This window comes from Acinetobacter sp. ASP199 (genome assembly GCF_022700675.1).
Taxonomy (GTDB): Bacteria; Pseudomonadota; Gammaproteobacteria; order Pseudomonadales; family Moraxellaceae; genus Acinetobacter.
Map to the genome: position 1 here is coordinate 2,302,326 of NZ_CP062182.1, position 18,351 is coordinate 2,320,676.

The following is an 18,351-nucleotide window of genomic DNA, read 5'->3' on the forward strand; positions in this document are numbered from 1 at the left end:
ATCCCGCTTGATGCGGGATTTTTTATATCTCAAATTAACAGAATTTGTGCCCACCAAAACAGTTAGGTGTAACTGACTGGTTCTGCAACACTTGATTTTGCAGAGTTAATCGCGCAGGCTGTCCGGTATAATATCCTGTGTAGTCACCAACATTGATGTTCATTTTTCGTTCAATTGGGGTACCGGCTAAAGAACCCAGAGCTTCACCAACAGATACATCTACATTATGATAACTTGCCATCAGCTCAGTAGTCAGTGCTTTAGCAACCTGTGGCAATACAGCAGACACATCTACCAGATCTTCTGTTGCTAAATATCCTAAGTCAATTGGATCTTTAAACGACATCCACCACCCTGCTTTTGCTATATCTTTATCGTCAGCACCCAACCAGTGCACATCTCGGCTTTGTAAAGACAGATATCCACCTGTACCGGATAATGGAATGTTATGAATCATATTTAACGCTTGAACGAAGGTAATATCCATATTCAAGTTTTCTAAGGTTGATCCTTTTGCCATTTTGAAGAATGAGTGATCTCCGACCTCAATACTGCCTAATGAAATTAAAGCAGGGAACGTGACATATAACTGATCATTAGAAAAGTCCGGTGTACCATTTACGTCAGCCCCATAAGAACCACTTTCTGATGTAGCAAGTGGAATAGAATCTAAAGTAGAACGAATTCCAGAAACGACTGCGGATTCAAGGCGTTTCCCTGTAACGACTGTTTCTGGCATTACAAATTCTGCACGCATCGAAGGTACCGTAATGCCAGTATGACCTTCAGCACCAGGTTTACTGGTATAAGTACGGTTTTGTCCTAAGGCAGTTAATGTACCACTAATTTTCTGATCTGATGCATTACCAAAAGTTGCGGCCTTAGTGTATGAGTGACCTTCAGTTTGAGCCATTTTCATATAACCGCTAAAGCTTTTAATTCCGTCTTGCGGATCTGGAATATTGTCCGTACCTAAGGTGAGTAAACCCAAAATTTCTTCCGCACCTAAACGAAAACCGACTACTTCACGCGTAGCTGACTGATTACCACTAATTGCAAACTCAATAAATGGATTGGTGATTTTAGCACTGGTTGCAGCACGCTCACCGGTAAAACTTGGAGAGCCATTGGTATTTTCCCCTGTTGCAGGTCCACTTAATGATATATTGGAAATATCGATATCGCAGGCACCTGTACCATTACTGCCACCACAGCCCAGTTGTAAACTCTTAATATTCACATTCAGTTCCATTAATGCTTCTAGGCCTAATTTATGGAATCTAATGCCTTGTCCTGAATCATAATTTGTTTGCATATTTAAAAGAGCCTGGCCCTCTACTGCTGCCAGTTCCTGATCCGCCAAAGCAGTTAGAGCAATCCCTTGCTGTGATGTTGCTAGCATTGCAAATGCAAGACTACTCATTATTATTTTTTTCATCTTATAATCCCATGAAATATGTATTACTTAATTTAGAACAATAATTCAGTAAAGTTTTATTATCTATTTTACTTATCAGCGTGCGACACAGCACACTTCTTTAAGAAGAGATCCCTTAACGTGGCGTTATTCCTAAAGTGCTACGCATCGTTCCACCTGTTAACGCAATTGATGCCATATTTTGCATCGTATTATTCGTAGTCATTGCAAAATTGGTTCTAAATGGGTTTGCCAGATCCTTGGTATGATTCAAGTCAATCTGACTATCCAAAGTCACCGTATCTGCGCTTAGTTTAACTTTTGTATCAAAACCTAAATTTCCTTCCAGACTATTCAAAGTTAATGCTGAACTTTGTACAACCTGACCATTTTCACCAATATCCTTGTTGATTAAGCTAAAATAACTACCTACATAATTCTCATCGTCACGTTGTGCAGCAGTTAAATCTTTAAATTTGAAATTACCTTTCAGTCCAAGGTAGTTACTGTCAGGATCAGCAGGAGTCGGATCGACCCCTGGAATAATGCGTAGTTCACCTGAACCGTCTAATTTTAAAGCAATCGTGGTTAAAACATCATCAGGTTTTGAGAAGCTATCGTTAGCAACTACAGCACCACATAGTGCAGATCCTGAAGTACAGTTATATTTTGACCCAGGCAATTGGCCAATTGCTAATTCGGCTTGAGCTGCAATTAATAAATCATCTGCACGAATATATAATCCACTGTCTTCATAGCCAATCACACCTTCAGCTTGAATCAGTGCATCAATATTACGTAGACCAGCATAGTAGTTCACAGCCTCGCCATGCACTCCATCCTGACCATCAATTAAAAGAATAGAGGTCGTACTTGGCAAACCCGTTTTGGCATCAATACCATAACCCTCGGTTGATGCAAGGACATTGTAAGCTATCCCCTGTTTACCGTCATAAGTTGTACCGGTCAACGCTACATTGGCATTCAGGTTATAGATCGGAATACCTATGCCCCAAGAACCGCCATCGCCTGTAAGGGCGGCAATCGAATTGTCTGAAATAAAGCGTGCTTTACTGGCGATTGACTGAAAGTCCATGCCACGCACTGCAATAAAGGCATAATTTTCAGTAGCATTTAGATTTTGCTTACGAATATGATCATTTTGCATTAAGGTATTTTTTAAATTTTCATTTATCAGAAAATCTAAGCTTTTACCTGAAATTGTGTTGACATAAATGTCACCAAAATCAATATAAGCATTTTGCTGCTTTGTAAGTGCCCTTAAATTAGAAAATTCAATTGCATAACTTCCTTGCCCCGTATGGCCTATTTCTAATTTGGTTGGTGCATTTTGGCTATTGGACGCATTGGTGAAATCAGTGGAGATACCCAAATGCAGGCCACCAGTATTGGTGATACTTTCATAACCTGTTAAAGCATTGTATGCCTGACCATTGGTATTGACTCCAAATTTAGTAATATTCGACTGATTGCCATTCATAAATATTTTTGCGTTGGTGATATCGCCTGATGCACCCATACGCATAATATTTTTGACTACTGCTGGGGAAGTTGCATCTTGTTGTGTCACATAGCGTAAATCCAGGTTTATACCAGGATTAGTAGCATTAATACGCCCTGCTGCGACATCAGTGCTATCAGCAACACGTCCTAAATGCACAATATTAGTTTCACTATCAATACCTGGTTTTTCTGCAGTATTGTATGTACTTAAGACAATGCCTTCATGCTGGTTAACAGACATATAGCCAAAACCAGAGAAGTTAAAATTAAAGTCTTTTAATAGGGTTTTATTATTTCCTAAGGCATGACTTATATTTGCATTTTGCAATTGAAAATCTAGATAAGCGAGCTCTTTACTGTTAAATAAGCCTGCTTGTGTTTGTAAGAGCATTTTTATTGGAGAGTTAGTTTGTATACCCAACTTACCCAGGCTACTTATATTTGCCGTATTCCGATTGATGGCATGACATGTTGGTCCACTACAGGCTTTTTCAACAATATTTAAGTTGGCTTCAGCATTAAATGGATCCACACTAAATGCCAGCCTGATCCCTGTGCCGACCTCTGTTGCACCCACATCAAGATGTAATTGGCTCACGATAGGATTGTTATCAACACCTAATACATTTACTTGATGCAGCCCCAAACCTCTTTGCACATTCTGATCACCGGTAGGATCAAGCCAGTTGGCTTGTTCAATGTACACTTTTGAAACTTCGTGAGTAAGGCTCAGCCCGTCTTGACCTGTAACCTGTCCTAGATCCTGATCTTGAATAACCTCTAAAGCATAGGTTTGTTGTGCCAAAAATACACATACAGTGAGGAGTTTTAATTGCATTTTTTTTGTTTTCATATTGATATCCTTATCCTTCACTTAAGGTTCTAGCAACGGCTTTGTGCCCCACCTGAGCAGTTATAGCTAAAGATTTTTAAGTTTCCGGACATATGCATATTGCCATGCACATTGAGTCCCATAAAACCTTTTTCTTGTCCAAGATCAAATTGAGGAACCGCTTTTTCTGCAGTTGTAACGTTGTCGTTGATATCGGTAATTTTTTCTACGTATGTGTCATATTTATCGACATTTAAATAACCTTCTTCCCTATTATCTGCCGCGTCTGTAGTTCCTGTTTCAACTGCTAAGGTACTAAAGCCAAGATTACGTATTTTAAGCGGACTTTCATCATAAAAAGTTACTTGCATCGCAGCTTGAGGAATATTCCGATAATTAATGATAGTAGCGCCATCTATAGAAAAACGGTCAATTTGCAAGGTACCCTGAATATCTTTAAAAACTAGCCATTTCTTATTGCCATTCTCATCTACATGATTATTAGGTGAAATAGCCAAACGACAGAATAGATTGTCTGTACCACATGAGCTTGCATCAAAATCGTAATATACAGTTGCTGTGCCGTTTTCAATCCCATGAATATTTTTAAGATTTGGATTAGTGGCATATCGATGATTTAGAGAAAAAGTCCAACTGAGGTCTGCCCCCCCTTGTCCCACTGCCTCTTTCATTTCCTGTTGATTTAAATTCACTAAATTGGCATAGCTAGATAACGATACACACATCAAGGTCGCTAAGGTCATTTTCTTTAACATGGCTAACTCCCTTTATAGTCCTGTCGTTTTAATTTTTAAATGCTGAATCAACACACCATCAATTGCCACCGAACCAAAGTTCTTAAAATCAGTTCCATTTGCTGCAGTGCTTTTGAACATAATTCCTGTCGCATTTTCGCCCTTATTTGCATCTAAAAGGTTACCTGGCAAACGATCTACGGTACCAATTGAAATACTACTGTGAGTTGCATTCCGCCCTTGATATTTTGCGACCGTATCAAGATCATTGGCTTTAATTTCTGTGCCACAGGTATACACATTACAGGTAGAACCTTCCAGGCTGCTGGTCCCTAAGTATTCAGTCAAACCGTATCGTGTGTTATATGCAGAATCACTAGGTTTGTAATTGCTGCTCTTATAATTTTGGTAGATCTTATTGTAAATTTCTGGAATATCTGGAATACGGGTAACCTCCAAAATAATATTATTACCTTCTGACCCCACCACAAAAGGTTGATACATATTACCGAGAACAAGATTGATATTAGGACTATATAAATACAAGCCTTCCTGTCCTTCGAAAATTGGGGCTGGTGTACCTCGTACCATAGCAGGTGTAACAACCGTATTATCTTCATTTTCAACTGCTGAGCTAATACGAATGCCACGTGCATCCAGATTTGAATCTAGTTTACTCAATGTCGCTGGATTATGATTGGTATTCAAACGCAATAATGTCGCTAAACCCAAGGTCTTATTATGGTTTGCATCATCTGATTCGGCTGTTTGGAACAAACGGACTTGTGAACCATTCAGACTTAAGCCATTGGCAACCACTTGCATACGTAGCCGTTGATCTAATTCTAAACCTGAAGTCGGCGCACCTGTTGCTGGATCGATCTGGTTACTTGAATCCAGACTTCTAGAAAAGATATCGGTCCAGAAACCGAGTTTTATATTATTGTCATCTGCAGTTGCATACTGAGGGATTAATGCCAATGGTGCTTCTAGTGCCAGATAACCGATGTCTTTATCTGCATTTTTAAACTGTTTAACTCGCTCTGTACCTGCACGGAATAACCAAGGGTTTTCAGCTGACCCCCAGTTAAATCCTTCATTGCTATAACGTGTGCTTAATGAGCCATCACCTTTAGATAATGCCAGACCATAGATAAAAACATCCGCCTTGGTCTTTAACGATTTGACCGGGGAATTTGCTGCCGCCTGTAATGCACTGGCTTCAGCAGCTGCAATAATTAACGCCAAGATTTGTTCTGTTGCTGCTTCTGCAGTATCTTCTGCGAGTTGAGTAGCGTTATATTTAGCACGTAATTCTGCAGCAAGACGTTCTCTAGTAATTTCATCAGAAATCAGACTATTCACTGTTGCAGTAATTTGATCAGATCTGACGAAGTTAGTTAGACCCTGATAAAATGTAGAATTTGTAAGATCACTATTAGAAGTTAAAGCGCCTGGACCATAAAGTAAATTAATCATTTCATAGGTGTTACCCAATGCATAGTCTTTAGCTTTTTTTTCTAATTCTAAAACACCTGTAGGATCATTACTTACAGCCAGCATTGTGTGTGAAGTTGTACCATCTTTTTTTAAAGATGCAGGTGTCCATCCATCCAATCCCCATGTCCCATTTCGATAATCTGCAAGACGTTGTGTGTAATATTGCTTAATAATAGGGTCTTGCAGTAGTGCTTGACGCGTTTCCAATAAAAAGGTTTCCCTTTTCGCCTCAGCATTAGTTTCGATATTGGCACTATAACTTGTTAATAATGTAGAATATTGTGAGTTATAGGTGGTGTCATAAGTATCTCTATACAGCGTATAATAATTATTATCTGTTTTACCCTGTAATACACTTTTATTGTAGGTATCCGCATAGACACGGTCATAGGCACGCTGCCCTAACTGGGTGTAGTTTCCCCCCGTAGGAATAATGCGAATGAAACCTGTATCTGCCTGACCAGGATTATCGAGGCCGCGGGCATAACTAGAGCCTGCCGACACATCATTAGGTGCCTGAAATACCATTTTAAAATCATTTAGGGTAAGTGCGATCCCTTCCCCTGTCGTATCTGCTAAAGATTCATCCGATAACTGCTGCAAAGCATAGCTAGAAGGCATGCATAACAAACTCACCATGCTTGCTAAACATGACTTTTTAAAGATGGAATGGTTACCGTTCAAAATCATCTTCACTATCCTTTTATTATCAGATGCTCCGCATCTTTATCTTTCAGCTTCCGAGCTGCAATTTCTATTTTTGAGTGATGCATCGTGCATCTTTTAATTAGATTTCTGCATCCATTATGCTTATTTTCCATTCAGATGCAAAAAGCAAAGTGCTGAATAGCCAAGTTTCCGATGAATGAAAACTCAAAAAAATAAACGGGACTTAAAGCCCCGTTTATTCAATATCTTAAATAATTATGCTTTTGGCAAAGTCACGCCTGTCTGGCCCTGATACTTACCGCCGCGGTCTTTGTATGAAGTTTCACAAACTTCATCAGATTCAAAGAACAACATCTGTGCCACACCTTCACCCGCATAGATACGTGCAGGAAGGTTCGTCGTATTTGAAAACTCAAGGGTGACATGACCTTCCCACTCTGGTTCAAGTGGAGTCACATTCACAATAATACCGCAACGCGCATAGGTAGATTTACCCAGACAAACCGTCAGTACATTACGTGGAATACGGAAATATTCGACAGTACGTGCAAGCGCAAATGAGTTAGGCGGGATAATACATACATCAGATTCAATATCGATGAAGCTTTTCTCATCGAAGTGTTTCGGGTCAACAATCGCAGAATGCACATTGGTAAATACCTTGAATTCACGTGCACAACGAACATCATAACCATAGCTTGATACGCCATAGGAAATGAGTTTTTCACCATTTTCACCAAAACGAACCTGGTTTTCTGCATATGGTTCGATCATGCCATGTTTTTCGCTCATTTCGCGAATCCAGCGATCAGACTTAATTGCCATTGGTACTAATCCAAAAATCTTAAATTCAGTTATTGCGACGTACTTTAACTGAAATTCACTTCAATGAAAATAAGTGATCTTTCTCGATGACACTTTGAAATTTTAATGACATTTTTTTAGTGAATTTACAGACTCATAATCGCTGAATAACTCAGCGGCACAGAAAAGCTCATCAGTACCAATGAGGCGGTCTTTTGCATATTTTTTTGATTAAGCCAACGATTATTGTTACGCCCCAGTAAAGTACCGAAGAACGTCCATAAAAATGCAATTGGAATCAACAGTCCTAAAAACATCAGCATATGCGCGACATAGTAGTAACTATTCTGCCATGCAATCACCGGGAAAATCGCTGATGCAAACAATAAAGCCTTAGGGTTCAGCAAAGTGGCTAAGAATAATTCTCTGGCACGGATGGTGAATTGACTCAAACTGTCAGCGACTTCTGCAGTGCGCCATAACCTGATTGCCAAATAGAGAATATAACAGGCACTGAATAATTTCAGGATATTAGGTAAAGCTGGCAGATGGGTTGAAATCTTACCAATCAGGATTCCCCAAAAACTGATCGCAAGCAGATAACCTAAGGCTTCTGCAGGAATAAGATAAAATGATTTCCTAAAACCTGCATGGATCCCGGAAGATGCCAATAGGGTATTGGTTGGGCCTGGAGTCAACAAAATAGTGACCACTAAACCAATAAATAACCAAGAAATCATAGCTTGACCTCGCTGTAATGCTTGCAGCATAGATCAGAATATTTTTACCTGCAAAATCTTATTTGTAAGGAGAATTATAATTTTTTGGAATAATTTAATTTTTAAAATAAATTCAAATACTTAAATAATAAAAAGGTTGAATTTCAGGAATATACGGTGGAGTCATTTTAGTTGACTCTCGCTGATTTATGAGAAAATTCTAGTGAAATCACACTTCTAAAATTAAACTTTTATATTTTTAAAAATGGTTAATTTAACAGTCAATTTCTTATTTTTTTCATCTTCAAATCTTTTAAAGTAACTTAGCTTATTTCAAAGTGTTTATTTCAACGCACGGTCTTAATTTATTTGCTTTCTTTTATTAGGCCTCTTTCATAAATCAAAAAACAAACAGTCTCTTGCTGATTATTTGTACCGAAGAATTTTAAATATTCATGCATAATCTGCGGATGAAATACATCGATTCAAAAAAGCTTTCTGAAACACAGTTTAAGCGATACACAGGCATCTCATGGTCAACCTTTGATTTAATGGTGGAACAACTGAAAATGCATGTTCCTGCTAAAGGTAGACCCACCAAATTAAGCATAGAAGATCAAATCCTTCTGTGCTTAAGTTATTGGCGTGAATATCGAACATTGTTCCATGTTGCAACTAGTTATGGTGTGTCAGAGCCGACTGCTTCAAGAATTGTCCGTCATGTAGAGGACTGCCTGATCAAGTCTAATCTATTTAATTTACCGAAGCATTTACCTAAGGGCGAAGGCATCGACTGGAACGTGGTGATTGTTGATGCCACAGAAATTCCAATACAAAGACCTAAAAAAACAGAAGAAAAGCTATAGTGGCAAAAAGAAGGCACATACTTTCAAAGTACAGGCCATCATTCATTATAGAACTCAACAAATTCTGAGTTTATGCACGAGTCGTGGTGCTGTACATGATTTCGCACTCTTCAAACGAAACTTGCATCAGATTCCGGCAGGTGCCTTTATCCTTGCAGATAAAGGCTATCAAGGGATTTACTCAGTGTATCCAAATAGCCTATTGCCATTAAAAGCAAAAAAGCGCTGTAAATTGAATCCTGAACTAAAAATCTATAATCAAGAAATCAACAAAAGAAGAATTGGGATTGAGCATGTATTTGGCAGTTTAAAAACCTTCAAAATCCTTGCTGAGCGATATCGTAATCGAGGAAAAAGACTGGGTTTAAGATTCAATTTAATTGCTGGAATCTACAATATGGAACTGAGTAAAAAATGACTTATGAAATAAGTCTATTGAACCTTCTTGCTAGCAAGTACTTTCATTTTACTGTTAGCTTTAAAATAAAAAACCTCAGCCTGGACTGAGGTTTTAATCAATGCTCTTTATTAAAAAATACGGGACTGATCTTTTTGAGCTTTTGGTAATTTTGCAGCAATCTTTTCTGCAATTGCCATGTAGCTATCTGCTGCTTCGTCCCCTGCAATCACGGAAGGTTTCCCTGCATCGGCATTTTCACGAATCACAGCGTTTAAAGGCAGACGGCCGAGTAGTGGAATATTGTACTGTTCTGACAATTTATCGCCACCACCTGTACCAAAAATCTGTTCCTCAAAACCGCAATTTGAACAGATATGGGTCGACATATTTTCAACTACACCCATGACTGGAATCTGCACCCGGTTAAACAGTTCAATCCCTTTGGTAGCATCCAGCAATGCCACATTTTGTGGCGTTGTCACAATTACTGCGCCTGTTACCGGAATACGCTGTGCCAAGGTCAACTGGATATCGCCCGTGCCAGGCGGCATGTCGATCATCAATACATCCAGATCTGGCCAAAGGGTCTGATTAAACAATTGCATCAATGCGCCTGTAGCTTTTGGACCACGCCAAGCCACCGGTGTATTGTGATCACCGGTTAAATGACCAATTGACAGCACTGCCAGGCCATAGGCATCTAATGGTACAAAGTGTTCAGCTTCAATCATTGGCGTTTTACCGGCATTGCCAAGCATGGTTGGAATACTTGGTCCATAAATATCCGCATCCAGCACACCCACTTTTAAGCCAAGTTTTTGCAAAGCCAAAGCCAGGTTCACCGTGGTGGTTGATTTACCCACACCACCCTTACCAGAAGACACTAAAATCACATTTTGAATACGTGGATGCTTCGGTACATCACGCTGTTGCGGTGCAGCTTTTTGAATCGGTGCTTCTTCTTGTTGAGGTTGATAATTTTCATTCGCTTGCTTGACAGCATTAGCGCTTGCAGATGCATCTACCACTGGTGGCAGATTTGATTTTGGAGCCGCTGTGGTTTTCGGCTGACTAGAGCAGCTTTCACCTTCGGCATGATGATGTCCGCAACCGCCCTCTTTTTTATGACCCGTTTTTTGCTGGATCACATGCATATTGAGTTCTTTGATGCCACATTTTTCCAGTGCATCAGCCAGTTCATCATGAATCTGTTGTAACTGCTCTTTTTCTTCAGGATAGGTATTAATGGTGATTTGAAGAATCTCGCCTTGTACATTGACCTGAGTAATACGATCCTTCAAGGCATTGCTAGAATTTGGCAAGATATAGTTTTGCAGTACGTTCTGCACAGCTTCTTCGTTCACCTCCCTGGAAGGCGAAAAAACCGATTTAAGCGAAGAAAGCCACGACATAGGTTACTCCAAAAATGTAGGTCGACATCTAAATAACTTAGTTTAACGGGGTTTTCACTTAAGGTTAAGCACTCTAACCAATAAGATGAGGGAGATATTTCAATTTCCAACTATTTTACTTGGTTTTGTCAATTCGTGACGAATAGAAATAATGAAAAGTGAAGAAGAATAGGAAATAAAACATTTTTTAATTTGAGAACAATTAGGGTTCTTTCATAAATCATTTTTGAATCAGTGAAAAGGAAATTCCCTTTCCTTGGAGGAGAGGTTATTTCTAAGAAATTCCCTCATCCTCTTGCGAAGTAACACTTCTCATCCCAGAGGGAGAAGGAACTTTCAATATCTATTTAAATGAATATAACGATCATTTTTTGATTTATGAAAGAGATCTATTATTTTTATAATCAAAGGCTGATTAGATTCAGCCACCTCAACCCTGCTATGGTTGAAGTGGCAATGCGATCACAGCTTATTTATGATTTTTATTATGTTCAGACTTGTCTTGCTGATCCTTAGTGTTTTTAGCTTGATCTTGTTTAGACTGGTCTGCATCAGATTCTGAATCTTTATCTTTGGCAGCCTCTTTCTTATCCGAAGCATTCTCCTTAGAGCTGTCATCTTTAGAATCCTGATCCTTAGATGAATTCTCTTTCATTTTAGTCATTGTATCGGTGGCCATCTGTTTCAGTTCAGCCAGTTTGACAGAAGCCTCATTCACCAACTCAGTAATTTTCTGTTTAGTATCATCAAACTTATGCAGGGCTTCATCTTTAAGATGAGTCATACGATCCTGCTGATCTTGACCATTGCCATGTTGCTGATCTGATTTTCCCTCTTTATGCGCAGCCTGTTTGGTATCATCTGCTCCATCATTCTGCTTGGCTTCAGATTTACCATTTTTGAGTTCGTTCAGAATCTTTTCACCTTTCTGCAATAGCTCTTCACCAATGGCAATGGCCTTGGCTTTTAAGTCATCCATTTTGGTCGTTTCATTTTTTTTATCTGACTGCTCATTCTCTGAATCTTTAGCACTTTGCTTATCTGATTTCTCATCCGTACCATTCTTCTGTGCCTCTAGTACGTCCTGATGTTCATGTTTGTGCTGTCTATCAATCTCATTCTGCTTTTGCTCTTTTTCAATTTGATCATGCACTTCACGTGCATGTTGTTCTTTATCTTGGTTCTGCTTAGAAGTACTTGTCTGGTTATTCTGAGTCATGAGTACCCTCCTGAGGTAAGTCATATAAATCATCAGACAATTTTTTAGCATAAAGCAGTCAATGAATCGGGCGAAGTAAGCAAACTGCAACAAAGCCTGTACATGTTGTTGCTGATCATTGCATCAGATAGCACAAAGCGCACGATCTCAAACTTTCCTCACTGCCAACTGGATGAGATCGTGCTGTGTATTTTGAACATTCTGTTTCTCTTATTCTTTGTAGCATCGTTGAGTACTTTACTGTCATCCTGACAATGCATTTCCTTTAGCTTGCCTATTCAAATGCTGGGATTGCCTGATTTCCCAAGCTAAAGGATGCTTATGATCAATCTACATTAAACGTTTAAAGAATGATTAAAACTACAGGTATCCAGAGCTCTTAGCTTAAGCACGCACAGTACTCATAAAGCTCAATACCGAGAACAACCAGATAAACAGGATAAAACTACGCGCTTGAGTGAAATGCACTACATCTGTGCCATGCAGAATGTTATGCCGTGTTGCTGTCACATTCGAGCTGGAATCCATCTTATAGGCAGCCAGTTCAGCAAAGTATGGGTTTAGGTCAATCGCGATTTTAGATTTATGCCACAGGCTCTTAATTTCATTGCCTTTTAGACCAGGAACGATTTTATAGACATCGACAAACTTGGTGCCATTTTGTTTTAAGAAGCCTTGTTGAATCAGCACATCGGTCAACAAACCTTCAAGCTGTGCATACAGCAACGGTACACAACCTGCATAACAGCCCAATTTATACATTTTAAAGGCTTCAACAATCACCGGACGGCGTAAGACTTTATGGGCTTCATCGATCTGCATGGCATCAAAAGCAGTCAGTACATCTTTTTGGAAATCTTCGCTATTGATGACATCGAGTAAGTTAAAGGCTTTGACATCTTCATAACGATGAATCTGTTGCCAAAAGTGCATCAGGTTTAAAGCGTCATTGGCAACTTTCGAGCCGACAGGCTGATCCAGCTGATCTGCCCAAACATTAAAATACTCATCTTGCTGTGCCAGATCACGCAAAGTCTCGATTAAAAAAGTATGTTCGCCTTGGGAGATTTGATCTAAATAGCTTTGTGCATCCTCGAGGATACGTTTGCCCAAAGTCTGCTGTTTGATATTCGATTTAATCCGTCTGACTGGTTGATCATCTTCAAAATCATCGTAATCGTCATACATGGTCAAGCACTCAAGCAAATGGCGGATAGGCTATTATCCCCGATAATCTTGCCACAAAGTAGCATTTGTTCGATGTGCAACTTTGTTATTGAAAAAGAATTCACCAAAAGCCTTATGCAAGTCTGGTCTATCTCATGTAAAATTATCGCCCATTGCATAAAATACGAATGAGAGAGTCATATCCGTGCGTAATATCTTAGTCACTAACGCCCTTCCATACGCCAATGGCCCGATCCATATGGGTCATTTACTGGGTTATATCCAAGCTGATATTTGGGTACGTGCGATGCGTGCAATGGGTCATAACGTGACTTATGTCTGCGCGGATGATGCTCACGGTACAGCGATCATGCTTCGTGCTGAAGCAAATGGAATTACGCCTGAACAGCAAATTGCCAACGTACAAAAAGAACATGAACGTGATTTTGCTGGCTTTAAAGTTGACTTCGACCACTACGATTCAACCAACAGTGCTGAAAACCAAGCGCGCGCTTCTGAGATTTATATCAAGAACCGTGAAGCAGGTAATATTGCTGTTCGCCCTGTTACGCAATTGTTCGACCCTGAAAAAGGCATGTTCCTGTCTGACCGTTTCATTAAAGGCACTTGCCCTAAATGTAAAGCGGAAGATCAATACGGCGACTCATGTGAAGTATGTGGTACGACTTACAACGCAACTGAATTGTTAAATCCAAAATCAACCTTAAGCGGTGCGACACCGGTTGAGAAATCTTCAGATCACTACTTCTTTAAACTGCCTAACTTTGGTGAATACCTGCAAAAATGGACACGTGACCAAGGTCGTCTACCTGTGTCGATTGCCAATAAACTTGATGAATGGTTTGAAGCGGGTCTTTCTGATTGGGATATTTCCCGTGATGCGCCATATTTTGGCTTTGAAATTCCTGATGCACCAAACAAATATTTCTACGTTTGGGTGGATGCGCCAATCGGCTATATGTCGAGTTTTGAAAACTACATCAAGACTAAACGTCCTGATTTAAGCTTTGATGATTACTGGAAAAAAGATTCGGAAAATGAAGTTTATCACTTCATTGGTAAAGATATCGTTTACTTCCACGCATTGTTCTGGCCGGCGATGCTTGAAGGTGCAAACTACCGCACGCCAACAAGCTTATTCGTAAATGGTTTCTTGACTGTAAATGGTCAGAAGATGTCGAAATCTCGTGGTACGTTCATTAAAGCGGAAACGTATTTAGAGCATTTAAACCCTGAATATTTACGTTACTACTTCGCGTCTAAACTTTCTGACAAAGTTGAAGATTCTGACTTGAATCTTGATGACTTCGTTCAAAAGGTTAACTCTGACCTTGTAGGTAAAGTAGTCAACATCGCAAGCCGTTGTGCGAAATTCATTAACACCAAGTTTGACAATAAATTGTCTGCAACATGTGCAGAGCCTGAATTGGTTCAAAGCTTTATTGATGCGGGTGATTCTATCGCACAGGCTTATGAAGCACGTGAATTCTCAACTGCAATCCGTGAAATCATGACGCTTGCAGATAAAGCCAACCAATATATCGACGAGAAAAAGCCTTGGGCTCTTGCGAAGATTGAAGGCGAAGAACAACAAGTTCATGATGTATGTTCTGTGGGCATTAACTTGTTCCGTCAATTGGCGGTTTACTTAAGCCCTGTCCTTCCTGTACTTGCTGAACAAGTTCAAGCATTCTTACAGCTTGACAGCTTCAACTTTGAATCACGTAAGCAAATCTTAGTTGGTCATGAAATTGCGTTGTTCCAACCGTTGATGCAACGTGTTGATCCAAAAGCTGTGGCGGCAATGGTAGATGCATCTAAAGATTCTTTAGCTGCCCCTGCTGAAGCACCAAAAGAGGAAAAGAAAAAAGAGAAGAAAGCTGAGAAAAAGCCTGAACCTAAAGTAGGCGAAGCTACTCTTAACACGAGCAGTATTGGCATCGAAGACTTTATGAAAGTTGACCTACGTGTAGCTGAAGTTTTAGAAGCTGCAACGGTTGAAGGTTCTGACAAGCTTCTTCAATTGACGTTAAATGTCGGTGAAGCTGAACCACGTAACGTATTTAGCGGTATTCGTGAGTTCTATCAGCCTGAAGACCTTAAAGGTAAATTGGTGGTGATGGTAGCGAACCTTGCACCACGTAAGATGCGTTTTGGTATTTCTAACGGGATGGTTTTAGCTGCGGGTAATGGCGACGGCGTTTGGGTAATTTCACCTGAATCTGGTGCTAAACCGGGTGATAAAGTATCTTAATTTTTAGATTAAGATGAGAAAAAGCCTCTATATTGTAGGGGCTTTTTAATGCCATTTATAAAATTTATTTTCTTGTTTTTAAAAAATATGTCGATAAAATCAAAGCACTTTTTATTTCTTATAACTATTCGGGGTAAGCATGAAAAAATTACTAGTTTCAGTTCTAGCGATGTCAACAATTGCATTTACAGGCTGTTCAGTTCGTATGGCAGATATGACTGTAGCTTCTACAAAAAACTATAACTTGAATTCAAACCAATTTGTTAAAGGTGAGCGCGTTACAGGTGAGGATAAAGTACCTGTAGTTTTATTCCCATTAGGTATTCCTAACTTCAAAACAGCGGTAGATCGTGCAATTGAGAAAGATCGTTGTGCTGTGGCTTTGTCTGATGTTGTCATTACTCAACTGAATCAAGCATTTATTGTGGGTCAGATCGGTTACCGTGTGGAAGGTACTCAAGTTATTGACCGTTCACAGCCAGAATGTAAAAAATAAAATTGTTATATTTTAAAAAGCCTCTACCGATGTAGGGGCTTTTTTATGCCTTCTAGTTTTAGCCCTCATCCTAACCTTTTCCCAGAGGGAGAAGGAGCATTCATTACTAAATTAATTTGTGTGTAGTTCCCTATCCTTTTAGGAGAGGATTAGGGAGAGGTTTTATTGAATCATTGCCCCACTTTAAAATTACGAAAATAACTTCCATTGCGAATGCTTCTCATCTCCCAAAGGGAGAAGGAGCATTCAACTAGCTTTAAATTTTCGCGATAAATATGATAAAAAAGAAGCAAACCTTTAAAACCTAAAAGAAATTTATGAAAACTTCAAAACCCTTATTCTTTATATTTGCTCTAAGCACCACAACCCTAGCTACCCAAGCTATTGAACCCATCATCACCCAACAAAAACAAGTCGCAGGCTATTACCACCATCAAATTGATAATACCAAATCACTGCCCTACTTGATGGCACAAACTATCTCAATCCATCTATGTTTAAAGGCTTAAGTGATAGTGAAAAAACTGACATCTTAAAAAAATACGCTGCGGTGAATGACAAAGGCATCCAAACCTCAGTCAACGCCTTTCTCATTAATACAGGTAAGCAACTGCTTATGGTCAACAGCGGTGCTGCAAGCTGCTTTGGCGCACACTTAGGTTCAATCTATAACAACCTCAAAGCCTCAGGTTATCCGCCTGAGCAAGTGAATGGTATTTTCCTGACACATCTACACCCTGACCATGTCTGTGGCATTTCTAACAAGGGTGTGGCCAATTATCCAAATGCAACGCTGCATATTTCAAAAACGGAATATGACTATTGGCTGAGTCCAAATACCGTAAAAAAACTGCCAAAAGACAAACAAGCAGGATTTTTAGGTACCGTTCAAAAGATTAAAGCCGCACTTGCACCCTATGAAAAAGCTAAAAAAGTTAAAGTCTTTTCAGATAAATCTTTAGCATTTGGTGGCGTCGAATTTAAGCCTTCGTTTGGTCATACCCCGGGACATTACAGCTTTAAATTGAAGTCAGATGGTCAGGAAGTCGTGTTTATTGGTGACATTGTGCATTCACATACCTTGCAGTTTGATAAACCTGAAACCGCCATTGAATTTGACATCGACCCGAAAGCTGCGGTGGAAACTCGCTTAAAGCACTTTGCTGAATATGCCAAAGAAGGACAACTGATTGCGGCACCGCATTTACCTTTCCCAGGGATCGGACATATCTATTCTCAGAATGGAAATAGCTATCAATGGATTCCAGTGCATTTTAAAGACTAAACGCAATGAAAGCCTTCTCCTTCTGGGAGAAGGTTTGGATGAGGGAATAAGAGGTAGGTTATTTCATCCCAAAAATCAGCTTTAAACCGAGTACGGTCATGACTGCACCTGCAGCTCGGTCAAAGCCAGCTTTGAATTTCAAATACACGCGACGTGGCTTTTCTGCAGACAATACAACAGCCACCAAAGAACACCAGCCTGCATCAATAAAGAAACACAGAATCGGTAAGACCACGTAGTAATAGCTTGGAATTTCTTTAGGTAACAGGGCAGTAAAGATACTTGCCAACACAATTGCGATTTTAGGATTCGAAAGCTGTGTAATCAAACCCGTGGTAAATGCACGACGTAGTGACATTTGCGAAGTAGTATTTGTGTCAGATTCAATCGGTTCTTTGGCATGTTTAATAATTTTAAATGCCAACCAGAGTAAATAGATACCACCACAGATTTTTAAAGCCAGATAGGCAGACGGCACAGCCAATAAAAATGCCTGTAAGCCGAGAACTGCGAGCAGGCCAAAAATAGCCGCACCTGTACCGGTACCTAGAGCGGTAAACAAGCCATGCTTACGCGAAATAGCAATTGAATTTTTTGCCACATAAATTGATGTCGGCCCAGGACTCATTGCACCTAACATTAATGCAAAGGCAATTGAGCCCAAAATCCAGAATGATTCCACAACACAACTCGGTTAAATTTTGATTGCGCTATTCTAAGCAAAATGCAGCACGAATGCTGCATTTTTATAGTACTAAATCTTAACTTTATCTAATAAATATTCAGTTTAAACTTACTGAAGCTCTTGTGCGATAAATGGCGGTTTAGACAAGCGATAGTCATGATCATGTACGGGCATCCCGCCTATGATCATGGTTCTGACTTCTGTCTTCGGTTTATTCATTTTATCATTATCACAGCCAGCCAGACTGGACAGCAATAATACAAGCACAGCATAGGATAGATTTTTCATTTGCTACCCTCCTGACAAGATTCCCTTTGTTCTAGATT

Annotated in this window: 15 protein-coding genes and 1 pseudogene; 5 read left to right on the top strand and 11 right to left on the bottom strand. The window is 39.6% G+C overall.

Going from position 1 to position 18,351, the window contains the following annotated elements; translation table 11 throughout:
* Positions 1-34: 34 nt before the first annotated feature.
* From IHE35_RS10980 to IHE35_RS11005, 6 genes are all read right to left on the bottom strand, one after another.
* A complete protein-coding gene (locus IHE35_RS10980) occupies positions 35-1,438 on the bottom strand; it encodes a hypothetical protein (protein WP_242787439.1) in 1,404 nt (467 codons plus the stop codon).
* Positions 1,439-1,553: 115 nt separating this feature from the next.
* Complete coding sequence (locus IHE35_RS10985) at positions 1,554-3,794, bottom strand: DUF6160 family protein (protein WP_242789998.1); 2,241 nt, start codon at positions 3,792-3,794, stop codon at positions 1,554-1,556.
* A gap of 29 nt (positions 3,795-3,823) precedes the next feature.
* Entirely contained in the window at positions 3,824-4,549 is a 726-nt protein-coding gene (locus IHE35_RS10990) for a hypothetical protein (RefSeq protein WP_242787441.1), read from the bottom strand.
* Positions 4,550-4,561: 12 nt separating this feature from the next.
* Positions 4,562-6,718, bottom strand: coding sequence for a hypothetical protein (locus IHE35_RS10995; protein ID WP_242787444.1), 2,157 nt, complete (start codon positions 6,716-6,718; stop codon positions 4,562-4,564).
* 234 nt (positions 6,719-6,952) lie between these two features.
* A complete protein-coding gene (gene dcd, locus IHE35_RS11000) occupies positions 6,953-7,522 on the bottom strand; it encodes a dCTP deaminase (RefSeq protein WP_242787446.1) in 570 nt (189 codons plus the stop codon).
* 125 nt (positions 7,523-7,647) lie between these two features.
* Positions 7,648-8,241, bottom strand: a complete 594-nt coding sequence (locus IHE35_RS11005; RefSeq protein ID WP_242787447.1) for a LysE family translocator — start codon at positions 8,239-8,241, stop codon at positions 7,648-7,650.
* Positions 8,242-8,690: 449 nt separating this feature from the next.
* Between IHE35_RS11005 and IHE35_RS11010 the strand changes: the two genes are divergently transcribed.
* Together IHE35_RS11010 and IHE35_RS11015 are read left to right on the top strand one after the other, a co-directional pair.
* The gene (locus IHE35_RS11010) at positions 8,691-9,086 is read left to right on the top strand and encodes a transposase family protein (protein WP_004646478.1); all 396 of its coding nucleotides are present in this window, start codon (positions 8,691-8,693) and stop codon (positions 9,084-9,086) included.
* Positions 9,034-9,504 carry an IS5/IS1182 family transposase gene (locus tag IHE35_RS11015; RefSeq protein ID WP_004646477.1) on the top strand — a complete coding sequence of 157 codons (471 nt, stop codon included), beginning with the start codon at positions 9,034-9,036 and terminating at the stop codon, positions 9,502-9,504. The genes IHE35_RS11010 and IHE35_RS11015 overlap by 53 nt, the downstream gene beginning before the upstream one ends.
* A gap of 110 nt (positions 9,505-9,614) precedes the next feature.
* On the opposite strand, the gene apbC is transcribed toward IHE35_RS11015, so the two are convergent.
* The 3 genes from apbC to IHE35_RS11030 form a co-directional block, all read right to left on the bottom strand.
* The gene (apbC, locus tag IHE35_RS11020; protein WP_242787450.1) at positions 9,615-10,898 is read right to left on the bottom strand and encodes an iron-sulfur cluster carrier protein ApbC; all 1,284 of its coding nucleotides are present in this window, start codon (positions 10,896-10,898) and stop codon (positions 9,615-9,617) included.
* Between the two features lie 469 nt (positions 10,899-11,367).
* Complete coding sequence (locus IHE35_RS11025) at positions 11,368-12,117, bottom strand: hypothetical protein (protein ID WP_242787453.1); 750 nt, start codon at positions 12,115-12,117, stop codon at positions 11,368-11,370.
* Between the two features lie 384 nt (positions 12,118-12,501).
* Positions 12,502-13,305 (bottom strand): hypothetical protein, encoded by an 804-nt coding sequence (locus IHE35_RS11030; RefSeq protein ID WP_242787455.1) that lies wholly within the window; start codon positions 13,303-13,305, stop codon positions 12,502-12,504.
* Positions 13,306-13,489: 184 nt separating this feature from the next.
* Here IHE35_RS11030 and metG point away from each other — a divergent pair, with 184 nt between their 5' ends.
* The 3 genes and pseudogenes from metG (at position 13,490) to IHE35_RS11045 (ending at position 17,340) form a co-directional block, all read left to right on the top strand.
* Positions 13,490-15,559, top strand: a complete 2,070-nt coding sequence (gene metG, locus IHE35_RS11035) for a methionine--tRNA ligase (protein ID WP_242787456.1) — start codon at positions 13,490-13,492, stop codon at positions 15,557-15,559.
* 139 nt (positions 15,560-15,698) lie between these two features.
* Entirely contained in the window at positions 15,699-16,055 is a 357-nt protein-coding gene (locus tag IHE35_RS11040) for a hypothetical protein (protein WP_004960269.1), read from the top strand.
* Positions 16,056-16,372: 317 nt separating this feature from the next.
* Positions 16,373-17,340 (top strand): annotated as a pseudogene (locus IHE35_RS11045) (MBL fold metallo-hydrolase).
* Between the two features lie 58 nt (positions 17,341-17,398).
* On the opposite strand, the gene IHE35_RS11050 reads toward IHE35_RS11045, so the two are convergent.
* On the bottom strand, positions 17,399-18,022 hold the full coding sequence (locus IHE35_RS11050; protein ID WP_242787459.1) for a LysE family translocator: 624 nt from the start codon (positions 18,020-18,022) through the stop codon (positions 17,399-17,401).
* 111 nt (positions 18,023-18,133) lie between these two features.
* Positions 18,134-18,313: an NF038215 family lipoprotein gene (locus IHE35_RS11055; RefSeq protein WP_242787461.1), complete on the bottom strand. Its 180-nt coding sequence runs from the start codon at positions 18,311-18,313 to the stop codon at positions 18,134-18,136.
* Between the last annotated feature and the right edge of the window lie 38 nt (positions 18,314-18,351).

Bases quoted from the DNA above. Each gene is read 5' to 3' on its own strand.
- IHE35_RS10985 (WP_242789998.1), bottom strand. From the start codon at position 3,794: ATGAAAACAAAAAAAATGCAATTAAAACTCCTCACTGTATGTGTATTT.
- IHE35_RS10995 (WP_242787444.1), bottom strand. From the start codon at position 6,718: ATGATTTTGAACGGTAACCATTCCATCTTTAAAAAGTCATGTTTAGCA.
- apbC (WP_242787450.1), bottom strand. From the start codon at position 10,898: ATGTCGTGGCTTTCTTCGCTTAAATCGGTTTTTTCGCCTTCCAGGGAG.
- dcd (WP_242787446.1), bottom strand. From the start codon at position 7,522: ATGGCAATTAAGTCTGATCGCTGGATTCGCGAAATGAGCGAAAAACAT.
- IHE35_RS11025 (WP_242787453.1), bottom strand. From the start codon at position 12,117: ATGACTCAGAATAACCAGACAAGTACTTCTAAGCAGAACCAAGATAAA.
- IHE35_RS10990 (WP_242787441.1), bottom strand. From the start codon at position 4,549: ATGTTAAAGAAAATGACCTTAGCGACCTTGATGTGTGTATCGTTATCT.
- IHE35_RS11030 (WP_242787455.1), bottom strand. From the start codon at position 13,305: ATGTATGACGATTACGATGATTTTGAAGATGATCAACCAGTCAGACGG.
- IHE35_RS11055 (WP_242787461.1), bottom strand. From the start codon at position 18,313: ATGAAAAATCTATCCTATGCTGTGCTTGTATTATTGCTGTCCAGTCTG.
- IHE35_RS10980 (WP_242787439.1), bottom strand. From the start codon at position 1,438: ATGAAAAAAATAATAATGAGTAGTCTTGCATTTGCAATGCTAGCAACA.
- IHE35_RS11005 (WP_242787447.1), bottom strand. From the start codon at position 8,241: ATGATTTCTTGGTTATTTATTGGTTTAGTGGTCACTATTTTGTTGACT.
- IHE35_RS11010 (WP_004646478.1), top strand. From the start codon at position 8,691: ATGAAATACATCGATTCAAAAAAGCTTTCTGAAACACAGTTTAAGCGA.
- IHE35_RS11040 (WP_004960269.1), top strand. From the start codon at position 15,699: ATGAAAAAATTACTAGTTTCAGTTCTAGCGATGTCAACAATTGCATTT.
- IHE35_RS11015 (WP_004646477.1), top strand. From the start codon at position 9,034: ATGCCACAGAAATTCCAATACAAAGACCTAAAAAAACAGAAGAAAAGC.